14 protein-coding genes are annotated in these 20,339 nt (G+C 40.7%); 5 read left to right on the forward strand and 9 right to left on the reverse strand.

The genetic code is table 11. The features are described from left to right. Window positions 1-390: 390 nt before the first annotated feature. The 4 genes from C3B73_RS01670 (at window position 391) to thrC (ending at window position 7,777) form a co-directional block, all read left to right on the forward strand. Window positions 391-2,619: an NADP-dependent isocitrate dehydrogenase gene (locus C3B73_RS01670; RefSeq protein ID WP_103663895.1), complete on the forward strand. Its 2,229-nt coding sequence runs from the start codon at window positions 391-393 to the stop codon at window positions 2,617-2,619. A gap of 461 nt (window positions 2,620-3,080) precedes the next feature. Continuing rightward, entirely contained in the window at window positions 3,081-5,531 is a 2,451-nt protein-coding gene (thrA, locus tag C3B73_RS01675; protein ID WP_103663896.1) for a bifunctional aspartate kinase/homoserine dehydrogenase I, read from the forward strand. Window positions 5,532-5,561: 30 nt separating this feature from the next. Further along, window positions 5,562-6,494 carry a homoserine kinase gene (locus C3B73_RS01680; RefSeq protein WP_103663897.1) on the forward strand — a complete coding sequence of 311 codons (933 nt, stop codon included), beginning with the start codon at window positions 5,562-5,564 and terminating at the stop codon, window positions 6,492-6,494. After that, a complete protein-coding gene (gene thrC / locus C3B73_RS01685; RefSeq protein WP_103663898.1) occupies window positions 6,491-7,777 on the forward strand; it encodes a threonine synthase in 1,287 nt (428 codons plus the stop codon). The genes C3B73_RS01680 and thrC overlap by 4 nt, the downstream gene beginning before the upstream one ends. Before the next feature lie 9 nt (window positions 7,778-7,786). On the opposite strand, the gene C3B73_RS01690 is transcribed toward thrC, so the two are convergent. Continuing rightward, window positions 7,787-8,563: a DedA family protein gene (locus C3B73_RS01690; protein ID WP_157939390.1), complete on the reverse strand. Its 777-nt coding sequence runs from the start codon at window positions 8,561-8,563 to the stop codon at window positions 7,787-7,789. Window positions 8,564-8,630: 67 nt separating this feature from the next. Further along, window positions 8,631-9,440 carry a lysophospholipid acyltransferase family protein gene (locus C3B73_RS01695; RefSeq protein ID WP_103663900.1) on the reverse strand — a complete coding sequence of 270 codons (810 nt, stop codon included), beginning with the start codon at window positions 9,438-9,440 and terminating at the stop codon, window positions 8,631-8,633. Between the two features lie 170 nt (window positions 9,441-9,610). Here C3B73_RS01695 and C3B73_RS01700 point away from each other — a divergent pair, with 170 nt between their 5' ends. After that, window positions 9,611-10,393 carry an alpha/beta fold hydrolase gene (locus C3B73_RS01700; RefSeq protein ID WP_103663901.1) on the forward strand — a complete coding sequence of 261 codons (783 nt, stop codon included), beginning with the start codon at window positions 9,611-9,613 and terminating at the stop codon, window positions 10,391-10,393. A 60-nt stretch (window positions 10,394-10,453) separates the two neighbouring features. On the opposite strand, the gene C3B73_RS01705 is transcribed toward C3B73_RS01700, so the two are convergent. The 7 genes from C3B73_RS01705 to C3B73_RS01735 form a co-directional block, all read right to left on the reverse strand. Continuing rightward, complete coding sequence (locus C3B73_RS01705) at window positions 10,454-12,313, reverse strand: type II secretion system protein GspD (RefSeq protein WP_103663902.1); 1,860 nt, start codon at window positions 12,311-12,313, stop codon at window positions 10,454-10,456. Next, a complete protein-coding gene (locus tag C3B73_RS01710; protein WP_103663903.1) occupies window positions 12,310-13,185 on the reverse strand; it encodes a hypothetical protein in 876 nt (291 codons plus the stop codon). The genes C3B73_RS01705 and C3B73_RS01710 overlap by 4 nt, the downstream gene beginning before the upstream one ends. A gap of 1 nt (window position 13,186) precedes the next feature. After that, window positions 13,187-14,923, reverse strand: coding sequence for a PilN domain-containing protein (locus C3B73_RS01715; protein ID WP_103663904.1), 1,737 nt, complete (start codon window positions 14,921-14,923; stop codon window positions 13,187-13,189). 10 nt (window positions 14,924-14,933) lie between these two features. Next, on the reverse strand, window positions 14,934-16,178 hold the full coding sequence (locus C3B73_RS01720) for a type IV pilus twitching motility protein PilT (protein WP_103663905.1): 1,245 nt from the start codon (window positions 16,176-16,178) through the stop codon (window positions 14,934-14,936). A gap of 129 nt (window positions 16,179-16,307) precedes the next feature. Next, entirely contained in the window at window positions 16,308-16,814 is a 507-nt protein-coding gene (locus C3B73_RS01725; protein ID WP_103663906.1) for a Crp/Fnr family transcriptional regulator, read from the reverse strand. Between the two features lie 83 nt (window positions 16,815-16,897). After that, a complete protein-coding gene (locus C3B73_RS01730; protein ID WP_103663907.1) occupies window positions 16,898-18,673 on the reverse strand; it encodes a GspE/PulE family protein in 1,776 nt (591 codons plus the stop codon). Between the two features lie 15 nt (window positions 18,674-18,688). Continuing rightward, window positions 18,689-20,026, reverse strand: a complete 1,338-nt coding sequence (locus C3B73_RS01735; protein WP_103663908.1) for a type II secretion system F family protein — start codon at window positions 20,024-20,026, stop codon at window positions 18,689-18,691. Between the last annotated feature and the right edge of the window lie 313 nt (window positions 20,027-20,339).

The following is a 20,339-nucleotide window of genomic DNA, read 5'->3' on the forward strand; positions in this document are numbered from 1 at the left end:
TTTTCTCTTTCATCCTTTTCGGGATCGTAGTAGCGGTACTGATAATCAAATTTCTTTGGCTTTGGACGGAAGCCGAACATAGGACGGATCATAACAACACCTGTTTTTTATTGGCTTTGAATGGCTGACTGATCAGTTAGCCTTTCGTGTTTTAATATAGGAAATCAAAGGGGTGAATATCGAATACGGATGCGGGATTATTTATTACTCTTTCCATTCCTGGATAGGTAGAGATAAATTCGAATTTTATTATTCCGTTGATCAATATTCAATATGCCTTAAAATGTTCTTTTGCCGCGAAATTTTGTAAACTCAATGCCCTGTTAAATCCTTCAATTTGTTGCTGAAGGTCAGTTAGTTAAACTTTGAACTTATAATTATTTATAAAAAATGAGCACTGATAAAGCCAAGATATTTTATACCATAACTGATGAGGCTCCTTATTTAGCCACTCACTCTTTTCTGCCAATCGTTGAAGCTTTTACCAAAGCCGCCGGGGTTAACGTTCAAACTAAAGATATTTCTCTTGCAGGACGTATATTGGCTAATTTTCCCGACTATCTAACTGAAGATCAGAAAGTATCGGATGATCTGGCTGAACTTGGTGAACTGGCAAAAAAACCTGAGGCTAACATCATCAAACTTCCAAATATCAGTGCCTCTGTTCCTCAGTTAGTAGCTGCCATCAAAGAGCTTCAAAATAAAGGATTTGAGATTCCCGATTATCCTGAGGAACCTGCGAACGAGAAAGAGAAAAAAATTCAGCAAAGATATAATGCTGTCAAAGGAAGTGCTGTAAACCCGGTTCTTAGGGAAGGAAACTCTGACCGAAGAGCTCCTAAACCGGTTAAGGAATATGCAAAAAAGAATCCTCATTCTATGGGAGAATGGAGTTCAGACTCCAAAACCCATGTGTCTACTATGAGTGATAATGACTTTGCTCACTCCGAACGATCAATTACCCTTAGCGGCGAAGATGATGTAAAGATCGAGTTCATAGATACAGATGGTAACACACAGGTACTTAAGGAAAGTACCCCTCTTTTATCAGGTGAGGTCATTGACGCAGCAAATCTTAGTAAGGATGCGTTGATCCGGTTTTTGGAAGAACAGGTTCAGGATGCCAAAGATAAAGGCGTTCTTTTTTCCCTGCATATGAAAGCTACTATGATGAAAGTCTCTGACCCGATCATTTTTGGCCACGCCGTAAGAGTATATTTTAAAGATGTGTTTGACAAACACGGAGATACGCTCAAAGAATTAGGTGTTGACCCAAATAATGGATTTGGAGATCTGGAAGCCAAAATTCAGGAATTAGACGATGATAAGCAGGCTGAGATCAAGGCAGATATTCAGAAATGCTATGAGAATGGACCTGACCTTGCCATGGTGAATTCTCACAAGGGAATCACAAATCTTCATGTACCAAGTGATGTCATCATTGATGCCTCTATGCCGGCTATGATCAGAACTTCGGGCCAAATGTGGAATAAAAATGATGAAACACAGGATACCAAGGCTGTTATTCCGGAAAGCAGTTATGCCGGAATTTATCAGGAAGTGATCGATTTTTGTAAAGAGCATGGAGCTTTTGATCCCACCACCATGGGGAGCGTTCCTAACGTGGGTTTAATGGCTAAGAAAGCAGAAGAATACGGCTCTCACGATAAGACATTTGAGATTCCTGGAAATGGCAAAGTTCGTGTGATAAACAAAAACAACGAGACGCTGCTTGAACATGATGTATCTGAAGGTGACATATGGAGAATGTGCCAAACCAAAGACGCTCCGATCAAGGATTGGGTGGGACTTGCGGTTCGAAGAGCTCGTGAAACCGGCGTTCCTGCTATTTTTTGGCTGGATGAAGAACGAGCACACGATGCAGAACTCATCAAGAAAGTAAATCAGTATCTACCTGAGTTTGACACGGATGGACTTGATATTCAGATCATGTCGCCCGTTAAAGCCATGCGCTATACCCTGGAAAGAACCAAGGATGGAAAAGACACTATTTCGGTCACCGGTAATGTATTGCGTGATTATCTGACTGACCTCTTCCCTATCCTTGAATTGGGAACCAGTGCAAAGATGCTCTCCATTGTACCACTCATGAATGGCGGTGGACTTTTTGAAACCGGAGCCGGCGGTTCCGCACCTAAGCATATTCAGCAATTCCTCGATGAAGGTCACCTACGTTGGGATTCACTGGGTGAATTCCTTGCCCTGGCCGTATCACTTGAGCATTTAGGCAATACGTTTGATAATAACCGCGCTCTTATTTTGTCTGAAACATTGGATGAAGCAAATACTTTGTATCTGCAAAATGATAAATCTCCTTCCCGAAAAGTGAATGAGCATGACAATCGTGGTAGTCACTTTTACTTAGCGATGTATTGGGCTGAGGCACTGTCTAATCAGTCCAAAGATCCTGAGCTGGCAGACACCTTCAAAACTATCGCAGAAAAACTTAGATCCAATGAGGATCAGATCAATCAGGAATTGATTGAAGCCCAAGGCTCACCGCAGGAAATCAACGGTTACTACTGGCCCGACCAGGATATTGTGTATGAGAAAATGCGCCCAAGCAAAACCTTGAATGAGATTATTGATTCATTTTAAGTAATCTGATTTCATTAAAAATTTAAAGCCCGGTTCATTTGGAATCGGGCTTTTTATATTCATCAAAATTCCAGTCCCCTTCCCTAATTCCTTAAACTTTGGCTTACTCACAATTTTTGGAATTTTGGAAATAATTACTCTTCCACGATTAATAATAAAAGCGCTACCAATCTATTACTTATAACTAAGAATCAAATACTTGCAGTTATTTTTAAACACGGTGTTTACTTTCATCCTTAAATAAAATACACTTAGTTATATGAAAATTGTTGGTGCACATAGCATAAAATCTTTAATATACCGGAATAATAACGGGACGGTTATCGCTATGCCTTATATGATTTCCACTACCGCCATTACAATTATTACAACCCCTTAGGGGGTACTTATCTACATATCGCCGGCAGGTATTATGCCATTCCACTCATTCAAGTCACTAACTTTATCGAATTAATAAAACTATGATTGTTTTGAAATTTGGTGGTACCTCTGTTGCCACTTCTGAAAATCTAAAAAAAGTACAGGAAATCATTGAAAAACAGGCTAAAAACCAAAAATTAGCTGTAGTTGTTTCTGCATTGGGAGGTGTTACAAACAAACTGCAGGAATGTGCCGACCGGGCAGCTTTAGGCGATTCAAGCTACAAAGATATTTTAGTTGAGCTCGAAAAGCGGCATCTTGAAATGTGTAATGAACTGCTTTCGGTTAAAAACCGAAGTGAGACTTTAACACAAACCAAACTCTTGCTTAACGAGCTGGAAGATATTTGCCGCGGGGTGTATTTATTGCGAGAACTTTCTCCTCGTTCGCTCGATCATCTTCTGAGTTATGGAGAACTGCTTTCCTCACGAATTATCTCAGACTATCTGAAATCAACCGGGCTTAATACAGAACTCTTCGATTCCAGAACGTTCATCAAAACAAACGACCGGTTTGGTAAAGCTGCAGTTGATTACGAGATTACCTATTCCAAAATCAAAAAGAAATTTATGAAGGCTCCACAAATTGCTGTCTGTCCGGGTTTCATATCTACATCAAAAAATGAAAACCTGATAACTACATTAGGACGTGGCGGATCTGATTACACCGCTGCACTTATAGCTGCGGCACTAAATGTCAAAGAACTTCAAATTTGGACAGATGTAAGCGGAATGATGACTTCCGATCCACGTCAGGTTTCCAATGCACATCCCATTGAGCATTTATCGTATGAGGAAGCCATGGAACTTTCCCATTTTGGAGCGAAAGTAATTTACCCGCCTACCGTTCAGCCGGTACTGGATGCCGATATCCCCGTTCACATCAAAAACACATTCAACCCGGATGAAAACGGAACGATTATTTCAAAGTCTGGTGCCGAAAACGGACAAGTGGTTAAAGGAACTTCAAGCATTGAGGAAATTGCCCTGTGTACCCTAACCGGCAGTGGAATGATTGCGGTTCCGAATATTTCCTCACGCTTATTTGGTTCGCTTAGCCGGCAGAAAGTAAACGTAATTATGATAACTCAGGCATCCTCTGAGCATTCCATAACGGTGGGAATTGCACTGGAAGATGTAGAAAAAGCCAAAGCAGCCATTTCTGATGAATTTGCTTACGAAATGGAAAACCGAAAAATTAATCCTCTTGAGGTTGAAACCGGTTTATCTATTATTGCCCTGGTTGGCTCCCGCATGAAAAAGCAGGTTGGAGTTAGTGCAAAATTGTTTGATACGCTCAGCCATAATGGTGTAAATGTAAGGGCCATTGCTCAGGGTTCTACAGAGCTTAATATTTCCGTTGTTATTGCTCAGAAGGATCTCAGAAAATCGTTGAACAGTATTCATGAAAGCTTCTTCCTCTCCGACCGTAAGAAACTTAATCTGTTTATGATTGGAGTTGGTAATGTAGGGAAAGTCTTTATTGAGCAGGTAAAAGCACAGCAGGAATATCTCGCTGAAAAGCACCATTTGGATGTATTTATCGCAGGATTAGCAAATTCAAAAAAAATGTATTTCAATCCGGAAGGCATTGATTTAGATACCTGGCAGAATAATCTTGAAAATGAAGGAATAAAAATGGACAGGCAGGGATTTCTGGATGAGATGAAGTCGATGAACCTTCGAAATACAGTGTTTATCGATTCTACCGCTTCCGCTGAAATTGCGGAGTTATATAAGGAAATGCTGGAAAACAGTATTTCTGTGGTTACACCGAATAAAATTGCCTGTTCTTCGGATTTTGAAACCTACAAAGAACTCACTGACTCAGCCCTGAAGTATAAAGCTAAGTTTCTGTTTGAAACAAATGTTGGAGCCGGACTTCCTGTCATCTCTACCCTGAATGACTTAATTAAAAGTGGCGACCAAATTCACAAGATTCAGGCAGTACTGTCCGGTACGCTAAATTTCATTTTCAATAATTACGATGGCACTAAACTTTTCAGTGAAGTTGTACAGGACGCCAAAGACGCCGGTTTTACTGAACCCGATCCACGCATTGATTTAAGCGGTGTGGATGTGATGCGTAAAATCCTCATTCTGGCCCGCGAAAGTGGTTTTGAGCTGGAACTGGACGAAATTGCCAACAATGGATTCGTTCCTGAAAAATGTATGAAAACCGATTCCCTTGAAGATTTCTACGCCAGCTTGGATGAACACGAAGAAGTGTTTCAGAAATTATATAAAAATGCAGCAGCTGAGAATAAACGGCTCAAATACGTAGCAACCTACGAAAACGGCAAGGCAACCACCGGACTTGAAGCATTTTCGGCAGAGCATCCGTTTTATAACCTGGGCGGCAAAGATAACATCGTACTCTTTTATACCAACAGGTACAACGAACAGCCTCTGGTTGTTAAAGGAGCTGGAGCCGGTGCCGCAGTTACCGCATCCGGAATATTTGCAGATGTAATGAAAATTGCCTCGGCTTGATTTATCACTAACATCCAACATTCATAAACCATGGATCTACTAAAAGTATTTGCTCCGGCGACTGTAGCCAATGTGGCTTGCGGATTCGATGTGTTAGGTTTTGCGCTCGAAGGATTGGGAGATGAACTCATCATCCGGAAGAAACCGGAATCCGGATTAAAAATAACGGCCATTCATGGAAGCAGGCATTTATCCAAAGACGCGGATAAAAATGTTGTTACGGTTGCAGCACAAGCCCTGTTAAATCATCTGGAAGAAAAACCAGATTTTGGATTTGAGTTTGAACTCACAAAAAAAGTAAAACCCGGAAGTGGTTTAGGTTCCAGCGCATCAAGTTCTGCCGCGGCTGTTTTTGCAGTGAATGAATTGCTTGGAAAGCCCTTCAGCAGAACTGAATTAGTACAATTTGCTATGGCAGGTGAGGAATTAGCATCAGGAATTCCACACGCCGACAATGTGGCCCCTTCCCTTCTTGGTGGGTTTATTTTAATCCGTAGCTATGACCCGCTCGATATTGTTGAGCTGGATTATCCGGACGATTTATTTGCAACGGTGGTGCATCCGCAAATTGAAATCAAGACTTCGGATGCCAAAAAAATCCTTCGTGAACAAATTGACCTGAAAGATGCCATCACCCAATGGGGAAATATCGGCGGATTGGTAAGTGGTCTTGCTAAAAGTGATTATGGCTTAATTGGCCGCTCTCTGCAGGATGTAGTGGCCGAACCTACCCGGGGCATACTCATACCAGCTTTCGCTGAAGCAAAACAGTCTGCAGCCGAAAACGGAGCGCTTGGTTGTAGTATCTCGGGCTCAGGCCCATCCATATTCTCGCTTTGTCAGGGTTTGGAAACCGCACATCAAGTAGCAGAATCCTTCAAAAAATTATACGAGGGTATTGGCCTCGAAAGTTATGTACACACCTCACCGGTAAACACAAAAGGAGTAGAAATTTTAGGATGAAATATTACAGTACAAACGGAAAAGCTGCTATAACCTCGTTTAAAGAGGCCGTTTTTAAAGGATTACCTGATGACAATGGACTTTACATGCCGGAATATATTCCAAAACTTCCTGATTCTTTCTTTGAAAATCTGCCCAGCCTTTCACTTCCGGAAATTGGTTTAAACGTGATGAAACCATTTATTGGGGATGAAATTCCGGACGAAACACTTTTTAATATCCTGTCAGAAACACTGAGCTTCAAGATTCCCCTGGTTTCTGTTTCTGATAATATTTTTGCCCTGGAACTCTTTCACGGACCTACATTTGCTTTTAAAGATGTGGGAGCTCGTTTTCTTGCAAGAAGCCTGAGTTATTTCAGCCAAAAACAGCATGAAAAACTGACCGTTTTAGTTGCAACTTCCGGCGATACGGGAAGTGCCGTGGCTCAGGGTTTTTACGATGTCCCCAATATAGATGTCGTGATTTTATATCCTTCCGGAAAAATCAGCCGGTTTCAGGAACAACAAATGACCACACTTGGAAAGAACATCACTGCCCTGGAAATTGATGGCACTTTTGATGATTGTCAGCGCCTGGTGAAACAAGCCTTTCTGGATACAGAATTAAGTGAGAAAGCAAAACTCACCTCTGCTAATTCCATCAACATCGCTCGGATGTTGCCACAAAGTATTTATTATTTCCATGCAATTTCTCAGCTTGCAACAGAAACAGTTGAAGAACTGACGATTTCTGTTCCCAGTGGAAACTACGGAAATCTTACTGCAGGATTAATCGCCCAGCGAATGGGGCTTCCCATTCACCATTTTCTGGCCTGTTCTAACGTAAACAGTACCGTTCCGGATTACCTCGAATCCGCTGATTATAACGCCCGTTCAAGCATTCAAACCATCTCCAATGCTATGGATGTTGGAGATCCCAGTAATTTTGTCCGCATGCTGGATTTATTCGGGAATTCCCATCAGAAAATGTCTGAATCTATTAGCGGATATTCTTACTCTGATGAAGAAACAAGAGATACTATAAAAAAAGTATATTCGGATAACAATTATGTATTAGATCCGCACGGAGCCGTGGGTTATCTGGGATTGAAACAGTATCTGCAAAATCATTCCGGAACCGGAATTTTTCTGGAGACAGCCCATCCGTACAAATTCAAAGAAAGCGTAGAACCGGAAATTGAGGCCTCCCTCACTCCTGTTTTAACATTTGAAGACCTGGACAGCAAATCCATTCCATTTGAAAATGATTTTAACAAGCTGAAGGAGTATTTGCTGCGGTAGTAAAAATCTTCATGACTTGAATAACCGATTCCAGCGGTTCAGCAGAATTCTTCTTCCTCTTTGGGTGAATAGCGGTGTAATAAGTTTATACAATCCCCATAAAATCAGAATGGATGGAAGTACAAACCAAATGGCGTAGTCGTCGTAGGTTTCGTAGAATTTATAGATTTCATCACCGGCGGTTCTGGAAATCCAGACAAAGATGGGCGTCCAGATAAGTGTGGTTCCGCCAAAATACAATAGAAATTTCCAGAAACTGGTTTTAAGAATGCCGGCACTAAGGTAAATTGGAATACGGCTTCCGGGAATAAACCGGCTTGCAACCAACAAAACAGGACCTTTTTGGTTAAACCATTTCACCGATTTATCCACTGCCTCTTTACTGATTAACCATTTGAAGGGAGCAATTTCAAAGACTCGCGTACCAAGAATTCTGCCCGACAGGTAGAATGCAAAGTCCCCAATGTAAATTCCCAGAATGGCAGCGAATGCAGCCTGCCAAAATGGAATAAATCCGTTTGCAACCAGTAAACCTGCGCCAATACAGGCAAAATCTTCACTAAACCATGTGGAAAGCAGAATAACTAACGCATATATCAAAATAAGTTCTTGCTGGGAATCTGCCTCCGATTTCACCTCATTCAAATACGGAAGCATTCTGTCAAAACTATCAGCATTAGAGGCAGAATCTGAAGTAAGTGAATCCTGCCACAAAAATGATGACTCTTCCCAGGAAGTATTTGTTTTACCCCCAATACCGTTTGCATAACTTCCATAAGTTGCCATGACAAACATCAAGTATATGGGGATAATGGACTTTATAAAGTTCAATTTTAACGCCATTAGCTATGAATTAAACAGGAATTGCAGGTTTAAAGTCTCCATGTTGTGCCAAAAAAGCTAATTCAGAAATAACCGGAGTAAATTCATTTCTCATTCTGTTCTCAAGTTTTTTTGCAAGAACTTTGCGGTCATTTTCCTGAACATCATCCTCACCAAAATGCAACAATACCCTTATTTTTCTCTGCTTTAAAAATCGAAAGAAATGAATGAAAAAGGGAGTATTATCCCACCAGCAAGCCGATTGGTAAGCCGGGGTTTCCCCCACTTCGTTTATGTAGGTAATTGTGACTCTTGATACCGGGAAATTTTCCATGGCCGGATATTGCAATAATGACGGTTTGAAAGGCAATATTTCCATACCCGGACTGGTTGTGCCCTCGGGAAAAACAATAATTCCCTGATTCTCGTTGATGTTTTCCGAGATGAGTTTATTTACGCGTTTTATATCTCTTTTACGGTCTCTGTCAATAAACAAAATTCCACAGGTCCGGATAATAAATCCAATTAATGGCCAGCTTCTAACATCACTTTTGGCAACAAATAAGCTGCGGGTTTGCGAAAATAATACAAACACATCAAGGTAACTCAGGTGATTGGAAACCAAGAGGAACGGGGGGGGCGGAGGTGAATTTATGGTTTCAACCTGAAGGCCTAATATTTTACAGCAACTTTTACCCCATATTTTCAGTAGAAAGCCACGGTTCTTTTCATAATTCAACCCAAATAATTTACCTGCTAAACTGAGCATAATCAAACTATAAAGCACTAAGGTGACTAACAGGAATACAAATAATTTTGTGACTGCTTTAAAAGAATGCATAAACTAAATAGTTTAAAACCTGTTTAAATGGAATGATTTTTAATCTAAAATAGATTTTACAAAGAACATAGTTCGATGCTAAAATCTTTAACTTTACTTAACCTTAATTTTTCAAATTTTACGTGTATTTTAAAGTTGCTTAAATAAGGCATTGTAAACCAATTAACTGTATGCTATACTACAAAGAATTTAAAAACTCTGATGACCATGACTGGGTAATCTTCGTTCATGGTGCCGGTGGCAGCTCATCCATTTGGTTTAATCAAATCAGGGATTTTAAAAAGCATTTTAACGTGTTGCTGGTTGATCTTCGGGGGCATGGTAAATCAAAGGATTTGTTGCAGAAGTATTATGAAGAAAATTATTCATTTGAGTTTATCAGCAAAGATGTGTTGGATGTTCTGGATCATCTTGAAATTGAAAAAGCTCATTTTATTGGTGTATCATTAGGTACTATCATTATCCGAACCATTGGTGAGATCGCTCCAGAACGGGTCAAATCAGCCGTTCTCTGCGGAGCTATCACCAGATTAAATGTTCGTTCACGTATCCTAGTTTTTCTCGGGCACACCTTCAAACGTTTTATCCCATACATGTGGTTGTACAAGTTCTTTGCATGGATCATCATGCCCAAAAAGCGGCATGCTAAATCCCGTAACTTGTTTATCCGTGAAGCAAAAAAACTGTATCAAAAAGAATTTTTGAGATGGTTTAAGCTGACCAATGAAGTCAATCCACTCCTGCGATACTTTAAAGAGAGAGAAGTTAAGTCACCGATGCTTTACGTGATGGGCAGTGAAGATCATATGTTCCTCCCTCCGGTTAGATCCATTGTAAGGGAACACAAAAACTCGAGCTTACAGGTCATAGATAATTGTGGGCACGTTTGTAATGTTGAAAGACCGAATGCTTTCAACAGGCTTTCCATCGAATATCTGAAATCACATTCCTGACCACTTTAAGTGAGTTGGGTCTGGATTTGTAATTAAGAGAAGTTGAATAGCAGTAGCTGCTTATCTCGTGACTTCCTCGGTGTTATCCTGTAGAGTGAATAGCCAGGCTTCACTGTTGAATGAACCTCTTACTTCATAAGTACGGTCAACTGCTTTTTCGAAGTCAGCATATCCTTCATAGGCCACATAGTTGAACCTTGTTTCCGGATTAAAAAGGATGCGGGTATTATAGCCTTGTTCGTCAAGAAGTTCCTTGAATCGCTGTGCATTTCCTGGTACAAGAAATGACCCACCGATAATGAAATATTTAATATCTGAATTCAAATTATTTTCAATGATCTCTTCCCTGCCACCGTTAGCTTTATACTCCAGATATTCTTCGAGGCTAAAAGCTTTAGGAACCACTACCATCAGTTCCGGCTTCTGAACCGGCATGCTTAGTTCTTCATAAACTTCTTTTTGCTCCTCAGTCAGAGTTTCATCTTCTGCTGATTCTTCTTCCTTAACAGTATCCTCTACCGGAGTCTCAGCAGATTCATCTTCACCAACTTCTTCAGTTAAAGTCCCTTCATCAGACATCTGATCTGGACGAAGAAAACGATCCTCTTCCATTGAAAATACACGGTCTAGATCTGCTCTCATATCATCTCTTGTATTATTCAGTACATCCCGTTTAGATTTCCTGATGTTATCAAATCGGGTTCTGACCGGTTCAACAAGCTCTGCCTGAACAATGATGATCAACTCGTTTTCTAGATAATCCTTGGAATTAAACCCAAAGATATATTTCAGCAGCGGCACATCTTTTAGTAGAGGGATACCACGGCGTACCGTAGTTTCTTCAGTTCTGTATAATCCCGCTACATAGGTAGATTCTCCATTTAAAAGGATAGCCGAGGTTGTAGCCTCCTGTTTATTAATGATCGTACTTACCACATCAGGCTGTGCAGTTGATCGTTCAACTTCCAGGTTCAGATAAATAAATGAAGTGTCTTCCTGAGTAATGATCTGAGGTGTAACTGTCAAAATAGTACCGGTACTCACAAAGTTATCCGTTACGTTACCGGCAATATCCCTCTGTTTGATCGAGAAATCCTGCCCAACCTGAATATTACCTTCTTCCCCATCCACCACTTTAATAGAGGGAGTAGCCAATACTTTACCCAGGTTATCTGCTTCAAATGCGCTGAATAAAGCCTGAACGCTAATACCTGTTCCAAGATCACCCGTATTAAAAATAGCATTGAATGCATTTTGCGAAACATTCTGAGCATTAAAGGAATTAATAGCCACAAATTGATCCGTGAATTCAGTATTCGGGAGTGACTCATTACCTTCTCCTGCTACATAATCATTCAATTCTTCAGGTGCATCACTGGTCAATGTAGACCAGTCAACCCCGATTTCCTGCAGGGCTCTTTTGTTACCTTCAAAGAAAGTAGCATTGATTCGAACTTCCCGGGTCTCGGTAGTCGGTAAAATGATATCCCCTCCACCCTGACCGGTTCTGGTTGCACCACCTGCTTGTTGTGTAGTAGTTGTAGTTGTTTTTTGCTGCGGTACAACGATCTCGTAATATTCTTCAAATTCATTGAGCTCAAGGTTCTGAAACCGCATGATGTACTGTAGGGCATCTTTCCAGTGCATAGCAGGTAAATTAACACCTATGGCACCGCTGTAACCTGAATTGTCAACAATGAATTTATTCTCATATTCCTGAGCGAAGGTATCAATGATCTCAATGGCTTCATTGTATGTGGTGCTTTTATTGAAGGCAACCACTTCATCGGGATTCGTGTACTCTCTCAGGGGATCAACGATCTGAGCCGAAACTTTCTGTGGAACTAAACCCAACAGTAAAACCGTGAAGAATGTGAATAACAAACAATAAGTGTAATGGGTAGCTTTCATTGTGTTCATCGTTCTATCTCCAAGGTAACTAATTCCGTGATGCCACCTTTATTTAAATTGAAAGTAGCAGATTTATTATTGATGTCAATAGATTGAAGTGAGCCAAGATATACATCATCTCCTACTGTGAGCGATTGTACACTTCCTCCCTGATCAACTATAAAAATTCTGGATGCCGTCATACCAATGATCCTGCTTTGCTCTACATTAACAAGATTATCCGTGTTTGGCGGAACAGTTGGCTGAATGAGCGGATAAAAAGGATTAAACACAGATACTTGCTCATTTCTGGTAAGAACATTCGTTCTGGATACATTTTCCTGAATAGGGATCCGCTCGTAATAACTTTCAAGGGTAAAAGTAAATGTGATATCAGATATCTCCTCTCCCTCATTATTACCACCGGGAGGAGCTATCGATAAGGCAGTCACTTTGTTCAACAACTGACTGTTTTCGATCGTGTTTATAAAATTAACAACGTTCACAAAGTTTCCATATCCATTCAGGTTAGAGCGTATGATACCATATTGTTCCTGTGCGGTTGAGTCTACAAAATTAAAATCGAAATATACTCTCAGCTGCTCAGAACTATTACTGATATAATTGAGATAATCATACACATCATCCGGGTTTGGGGTCTTGTAGAGTGATTTATCATAATTTTCAATAATAGAAACCGCATTCTGATAATTCGCATTTAGCTCAGGAAAGGCATCGCTTATCGCTTTTTTGTTATTGTAGTCCTGCTGTTTTTCCTGAAGTGTGGTTTCAAGCTGTTCCAGTTTAGGAGCCTGAAAGAAATAAATGTAGGCAAATGCACTGCCTCCAAGTAACAGGAGGGCTACTAATAGAATGATGGTATTTCTAACGCCGTACGACAATCTATTCCCCTATTATTTGTTGAATACCCTGAACATTCTCAGGAGTATATATATTTTCATCCTCAAAAAAGCTTCCCACAACATATCTGAATTCAAATACTTCCTCAGATCTGATTTCAGAAGAACGTACATTCAATAAGGTAGCATTATGAAACAGATCGGCTAACATCGGTATTCGGTCCCTTTGACGCGCAATGCCGGCTAATTCAATGGAATTATTTTGATTTTGCCTCATAGCTGTGATCCACAGGGAATTGATCTCTCTAACACCACTGTTAAGCTGATCGAGGTTAGTAGACCACCTGAGTGTGCCTTGGTTCAGTTCACTAAGTAAGGCAAGCTTTGATTGGATCTGATTAAGCTCGTTGGTGATCTCGTTGGAGCGTTGAACCGTTGATTCCAAAGAGCGTATCTGTGCCTCAAGTGAATTCACATTACCCTCAAGACGGTCTATCTCAGCAGCATTTTGTGTGTAAAAATGGTTTGCTACGATCGGGGTGATCAGGATCAGGAATAACAGTAAAAATCCGTGCCACTGCAGTTTAAAGATCTTCTGCCGGTCATCCACATATTTAGGGAGGAATGATAGTTTGGGTAAATTTTCGGATTTGTTCCCTGAAGCAGCCCAGGCAGCGCCAATGGCTGTGGTAAATGACGAAATGGATGATTCATTTATATTTTCAGTATCAATAAAATCTTCCTGAAACTGAAACTCCGAGACATCCACATCCTGAAATCTCTCCTCAAAGAATTCAATGGCTGAATCACCCAATGAATTATTACAGATGATCAATCTGTCTAAATTTGGAACCTCACCGGTATCCAGCTGAAAAAGGATCTTACTGAATACCGTGTTAAGAAATTTCTTGCTTGAGACTCCCTCCGTGATGATTGGCGATACGATCCAAAGTTGTTTGCCACGCAGAAATATGATCCTGCAAAATTCTTCACCAAACTGTATGACTCCCGATATACTGTTTTCTTCCAGCTCGTAATTGGCTCGTATCAACCCAAGCAAGAGGATCTCTTCCGGCAGAATCTGGTTAATAAAGAGCTTTCCTCTGTAAAGGTCCTGTGTCTTATTAAGTAAGGTTAATAATTGAGGCTCATCATCAATGGATGTGAGCAGCAGGGCTCCGTCATCTCTTACTGTATAGGAATAAAATTCTTCACCTTTAGGAGTTCCATGAAGGGCTTCAAGTCGGTCATCAACGATAACCTGAAGGTCCTTTTTCTTGGTATCAGAAAAATCGGTGTCCTTAAGTATCTGAAAAATGGTTTGCCCGGCAGGAATACTGATACCCAGATCAACGCGATCGGTGCTGGTGGAACTTAATAGGTTATACAGCAGTAATTCATTTGAAGCCGGAGCGTCGGCCTCATCCACCATGTCGGTATCGATGATCTGTTCGTCAGCTTCTTCCTCAAGATTGTCAAAATCAAGGTCATTCAGGTCATCATCCAGATTTCCAAGGTCCAGTTCCTCTCCCTCATCGTCGTCATCAGTATCCAATCCAAAGATCAGTTCATCATCCCCCAGGTCCTGATCCATATCGAGATCACCAAAAACAGGTTCAGCCTGTTCTTTTATTTGTGATCTCTTTGTCTTTAAAGGTTCGATCAGCCTTATTTTATCTAAACTGATCAGTTCTAATTTCTTTCCTTCAACTTTTAGCCTGGCAACTTTAAGTGAATCACCCTCTACAACAATACCTGTATATGTCTTGTTTTTGAACATGAATTATCCGTTAGTAATTAACTTCACTGAGCAGTTGCAATATCTTGGTCTTGTTATTAGCGTGATTAACAGCCGTTTCCTTCGAAATAATACCGTGAGTATAAAGCCTTTTCAGGTCTTGTTCCATAGTATTCATCCCTTTATCACCACCTTCCATCAACATCTGGTAGATCTCACTGATGTTATTATTTCTAATGGCAGCTCTGACCGATGAATTTACAATGAGTACTTCCTTGGCCAATACACGTTTCCCATCCAGACTTGGCACTAATTTCTGACTGATCACACAGGTCAAAACATCTGCCAGGCGGGTTCTGACACGATTTTGTTCTTCAGTCGGAACCTCACCCAATATACGTTCAATACTTTCCATAGCTGATGAGGTGTGAAGGGTTCCAAACGTTTTGTGACCGGAGTCCGTGATCTCAAGCGATGTCATAATGGTTTCAGGATCCCTCAACTCTCCAATAACGATAATGTCCGGATCCTGTCGTAACGATTGTATCGCTCCTTCCTTAAACGATTCAACGTCCCGACCCACCTCACGGTGCCTCACCACGGATTTAACCGGGGTATGTATCAATTCAACCGGTGATGCGATGATCACAATGTGCGAGTCAACCGTTCGGTTATTGGCATCAATAATGGTATCCAATGTGGATGACTTACCTGAACCGGTAATACCTGTGATCAGAGTCAAACCATACTTATAGTATTTTAAACTAAGAGCCTTGGCTACTTCACTGTGTACCCCCAGGCTTTTAAACGGGCGGATCGTGTTATCGATCTTACGCATATTCAAAGCCAGGTGCTCAAGGTCGAAATACATGTCAGCACGGAAACGCTGATTCAAGTTTTCATCAATGGGTATGCTGTAAGAAAAATCGAGGTTCTTCTCCTCTATTAATTTTTTTCGCTGTGTTGGCAGTATGATATTGTGAAGCAGTACGTTAGTCTGATCGTATGTTAGTCCGGTTGGATTCTTTGCAGGACTTTTATCACCGTAAATACGATACCAGATCTTTCCATCGCATCCGGGTCCGCCCATATCTATATCTGAAGCTTCATTCTTAAGCATTCTGACTAACAGAGAATCAACAACTTCCGTTAGTTTGGACCGATGGTCATCATCCAGAGAATCAATAATCTTACCTATAGCGATATGCCGATCCACCCCACGCAGTGAACGCGGAACCTGATCGATAACTGGCTTTACAAGTTCAGAAATTTTACCAGAGATTTTAGCCGTCTCCATACACTAGCCAATAACATTTTAAGATGACACAGTAATAGATATTCTTGTAGATGATTTGTTACAAACTAAATTAATTTAATTTAATATAACAACTATTAATTGAATGTAAGACTCAATTAATTTCAACTATTACCAATTGGTATCGTTTAACAACCTTTTTTTAAGGTTCAACAACTGAACATTCATGTTACTGATCTTCCTTTGCTGAATTTCAATGATGTTCTTCGTAAAGATGTTGAACAACTTCTCCGGCTTTTTACGAAAGAAATTCAGGGCTTCATATCTTTCGTATCTAAGCAGCACGCAGTCCCCATCTGCCGTTACTTTAGCCATACGGTTGTTTTTACTAAAGAGAAATGCTTCACCCAAAAAATTACCTTCCCCTAAAGTCGCCATCTGAATATTATCTTTCCAGATACTGACCTTACCTTCAGCTACCAGATAAGCAGAGTTAACGTATTCTGACTCGTTTAAAATGACCTCATCATTCAAAAAGCGTTCTTCAACTCCAAGCTGTAAAAACTCCAGGACATCCTCATAATGGAAGTTCTTAAGAAGTAAAGGAGGCTCCTTCAGAAATTTCTTAATGTAGTCAGTCATTAGTTCGTCACTGGAATTTGAATTTTCACTGCTCATAGTAAACCCCTATAATCATTGCCGTTGACAAAAATTTGTCGCTTTTCGTAAAGTTAATATTAATTTTCAAATTTTGCCTCTTATTAATCTTCAATAGTTGCTGCTATTACTTCCTCGATCGTCGAGATCCCTTCTTTGATCCTTTCACGGCCTGATCCCCTCAGAGTGAGCATTCCCTGTGACATTGCGAGGTCTTTGATAGCCCCCTCATCAATATCTCCACCTGCATCAAGGATCATCTGCTTCACTTCCTTAGAAAAATATAAGGCTTCATGAATACCTGCACGACCTTTATATCCGGTATCATTACATTTATCACACCCAACCGGTTTATAGAAGGTCGTTGTTTCGATCTCTTCTTCAGTAAATCCGATACCTTTAGCCATCTCAGGATGTGGCTGATATTCTTCCTTACAATTGTTACATAAACGTCGTATAAGTCGCTGAGCCACAACAAGATTCACCGCATTTGCGATCAGGAATGGTTCCACACCCATCTTAAACAAACGAGAAATGGCACTGGGTGCATCGTTGGTGTGAAGGGTTGAGAAGGTAAGGTGACCGGTATTCGCAAGCTTAATAGCGATCTCAGCCGTTTTAAGGTCACGCATCTCACCCACCAATACAATATCAGGGTCATGACGCAAAATACCCCTGATGGATTGATCGAAAGTCATATGGTTACTGATCTTCAGCTGCCTCGCCCCTTCAATGATATATTCAACCGGTTCCTCAACGGTCAGAACATTCTTGGTAGGGTCGATCACGTAATATAGAGCCGCAACAAGTGTCGTTGACTTACCACTACCTGTCGGACCTGTAATGATCACAATACCCGAAGGTTTTTTGATCGATTTAATAAAGTTTTCCTTAGCGTTTTTCTGTAGGCCAAGCTTATCCAGGTCACGGATCACATTACGGTCATCAAGCACCCGAATTACGATCGACTCAAATTTTCGATCGAATTGTTTACCCACAATAGGCATAATAGATACACGATACCGGATACCAACGCCATCTATCTGACGCTGAATAAATCCATCCTGAGAAGCATCCCGTTCAAACCGGTCAACGTTTCTGGTTTTATCCTTGATAACCGCTGAAATGGCCTCAGGTTTTACGTTCTTCTGCTGATACCATAACTGCAATTTACCATCGATACGAAACCGAATGTCTGTAGTGGTCGGCGAACTCGGGACAATGTGCATATCACTCACACCCTGCCGAACTGACTCTACTAACATACCCTCCACCAGGGAGTTAAGCATACTTTGATTGATCTCTGCATCAATCTCTTCTTCATCAATTTCTTCTTGATCCTTTTCAAGATCCGGTTCCTCGTAATCAATTTCTTCCAGAAGATCGAGGAACTCATTTTTCTGCTCATATACCTTAGACAGAATTTCCTCAACCGATTCATACTTACAATAAACAAGCTCAGTCTGTTTGAAATTGATCTTGTTTATGATGTTCTGAATATTTGGATCAGAAGGATCCGCTGCAGCAATTATGATGGAATCCTGCGTTTTCTGATAAGGCACGGCCTTATGGTGAACCAACTCATCAACGATCTCTTTGGAAAGCTCTTCAATATTTTCCTTGATGTGATCTAAGACCTCATCAGGGATATCCTCAACATCTTTCAGCACTTCCCGAAAGGCATAGATGTTAGCGATCTCTTTCATGATCGTGTGGCGGTTCAGGCCAAGATCCTGAGAGAGAATTTGCCCTAACCGACGATTGCTCTCCTTGGGCTCCTCAGATAAAATCTGCAAGCCCCTTTGAAGCTGTTCATCCGTAATAACCCCTTTATTGACAAGGATATCACCTATATGTCTTCGGATGTTTATTTTACCCATTTATAACGCCTTGTGTTACATACCCGTGTTTGGTTGTATGATCGCAGATTCAGAGGATACGATCGTAATAGCGATCAATGCAACCATAATAAATAAATTTATAAACAGATTTATCACATCAATGACTGACTGCATCTTGTAAGTCGTCTGGATTTCATAATATTCTGCCAGCTGTTTGGCATTTTCGCGCAACGCACCCGATTCTGCCCCCAACCTGAACCTACTTAAGGCTGTGTTGGTAAATACTCCGGTTGCCTCCATCGACTCGATCAATCCGGCACCATCCTTAAGCATGCGTTTGATAGCCACATCCTTGATCTGTTTTTCCATGTATTTATTACGGCATGCCTCAGCTGCTACCTTAATTACCTCAATATTCTGGCCTGACCCACTATAGAGAGTAAAAAATACGCGTGCAAAGATCTCAATACTGGTTTTGTGTAGCAGGTCACCCACCACCGGAATATGAATGATATACTTATCTTTCATTAGCTCCCCTTTTGGCGTCTTGATATAGTAAATAAAGGCAGAAATAGGAACCAGGAATGACGCTACAATGAGCACCCAGTTATCACTCAGCCAATAACTGAGTTCAAGAGTGGCTGCGGTCATTGGCGGCAACTTAATATCAAACTCCAGGAAGAGTTCAGCCGTTGCCGGAAAAATGTAGCCTACATAAAATAAGATCACCCCAATTACCGCCAATACGGTAACCGCCGGCATCATCAACGCGCGGCGCATATTCTTTTTGAACTCGGCATCCCTTTCGAGAAACTTAGCTGTACTTTCAAATACCAGGGCCATGTTACCTGAAGTGGAGGCTACACTCAGCATATATGAAGCGAATTTCCCAAACACATCTTCGTGTTTCCCATAAACCTCGGCCCCTTCCTTACCATCTTTAAGATCTTTCTGAATGGTTTTGATAACCTCTTTCATGCGTTTGTTCTGAGTATCCTCATATAATAGGTTCAGGATCTCGTCATAGGGAAGCTGCTGCTTGAGTAGGTCGGCAGATAAACTGATAAAAGTGACAACTTCCTGATTCGGTACGCTGCCTTTAAAATCGAACAGCTTTTTATTGATACTTTTAACCTGGTATCCAAGCTTGACCAAGGCTTTTTCAAGCTCTTCCTTACTGTATGCTTCCTGCTCACCGGATATGACAGCTTTACCGGAACGTTGAGCCTTATACATATAGACTTTCTTCTCATCAAGCGCCTGGATCTTGAGCCCATTAGTTTTGGACAAACGGTCAACTTTATTTTGAGCTACCTTTTTATTTTCCGCTTCAAACTCAGTTTGGACGATCTTGCCTTTCGAAGAAATAGCTTTTAGCCTGAATTGTGCCATAGTAACTTATTCTGCTGCTTGTGGGTTCTGCCTGTTTGTGACCCGATATAGTTTACCTGAAATAAAAAAATATTTGCTCAGTGAACAAATTATTAATTCCTCATGTAAACAAAAACGCTGTATCTGTCTGTAGATAATAAACTAAACTACATTTTTTTGATAAAGAACCATAATGGATTCGTCAAAATTTTAATTGTGAAATAATCAGATATTTTATGTCCGGTCGTAATAAAGACAGAACTGTGAGCGATTGGTTACAGTTAAGTTTAAAATATTTACTGCTTTTTAAAAGTATGCGGTATATCTTCACAAA

This window comes from Gracilimonas amylolytica (assembly GCF_002911695.1).
Taxonomy (GTDB): domain Bacteria; phylum Bacteroidota; class Rhodothermia; order Balneolales; family Balneolaceae; genus Gracilimonas; species Gracilimonas amylolytica.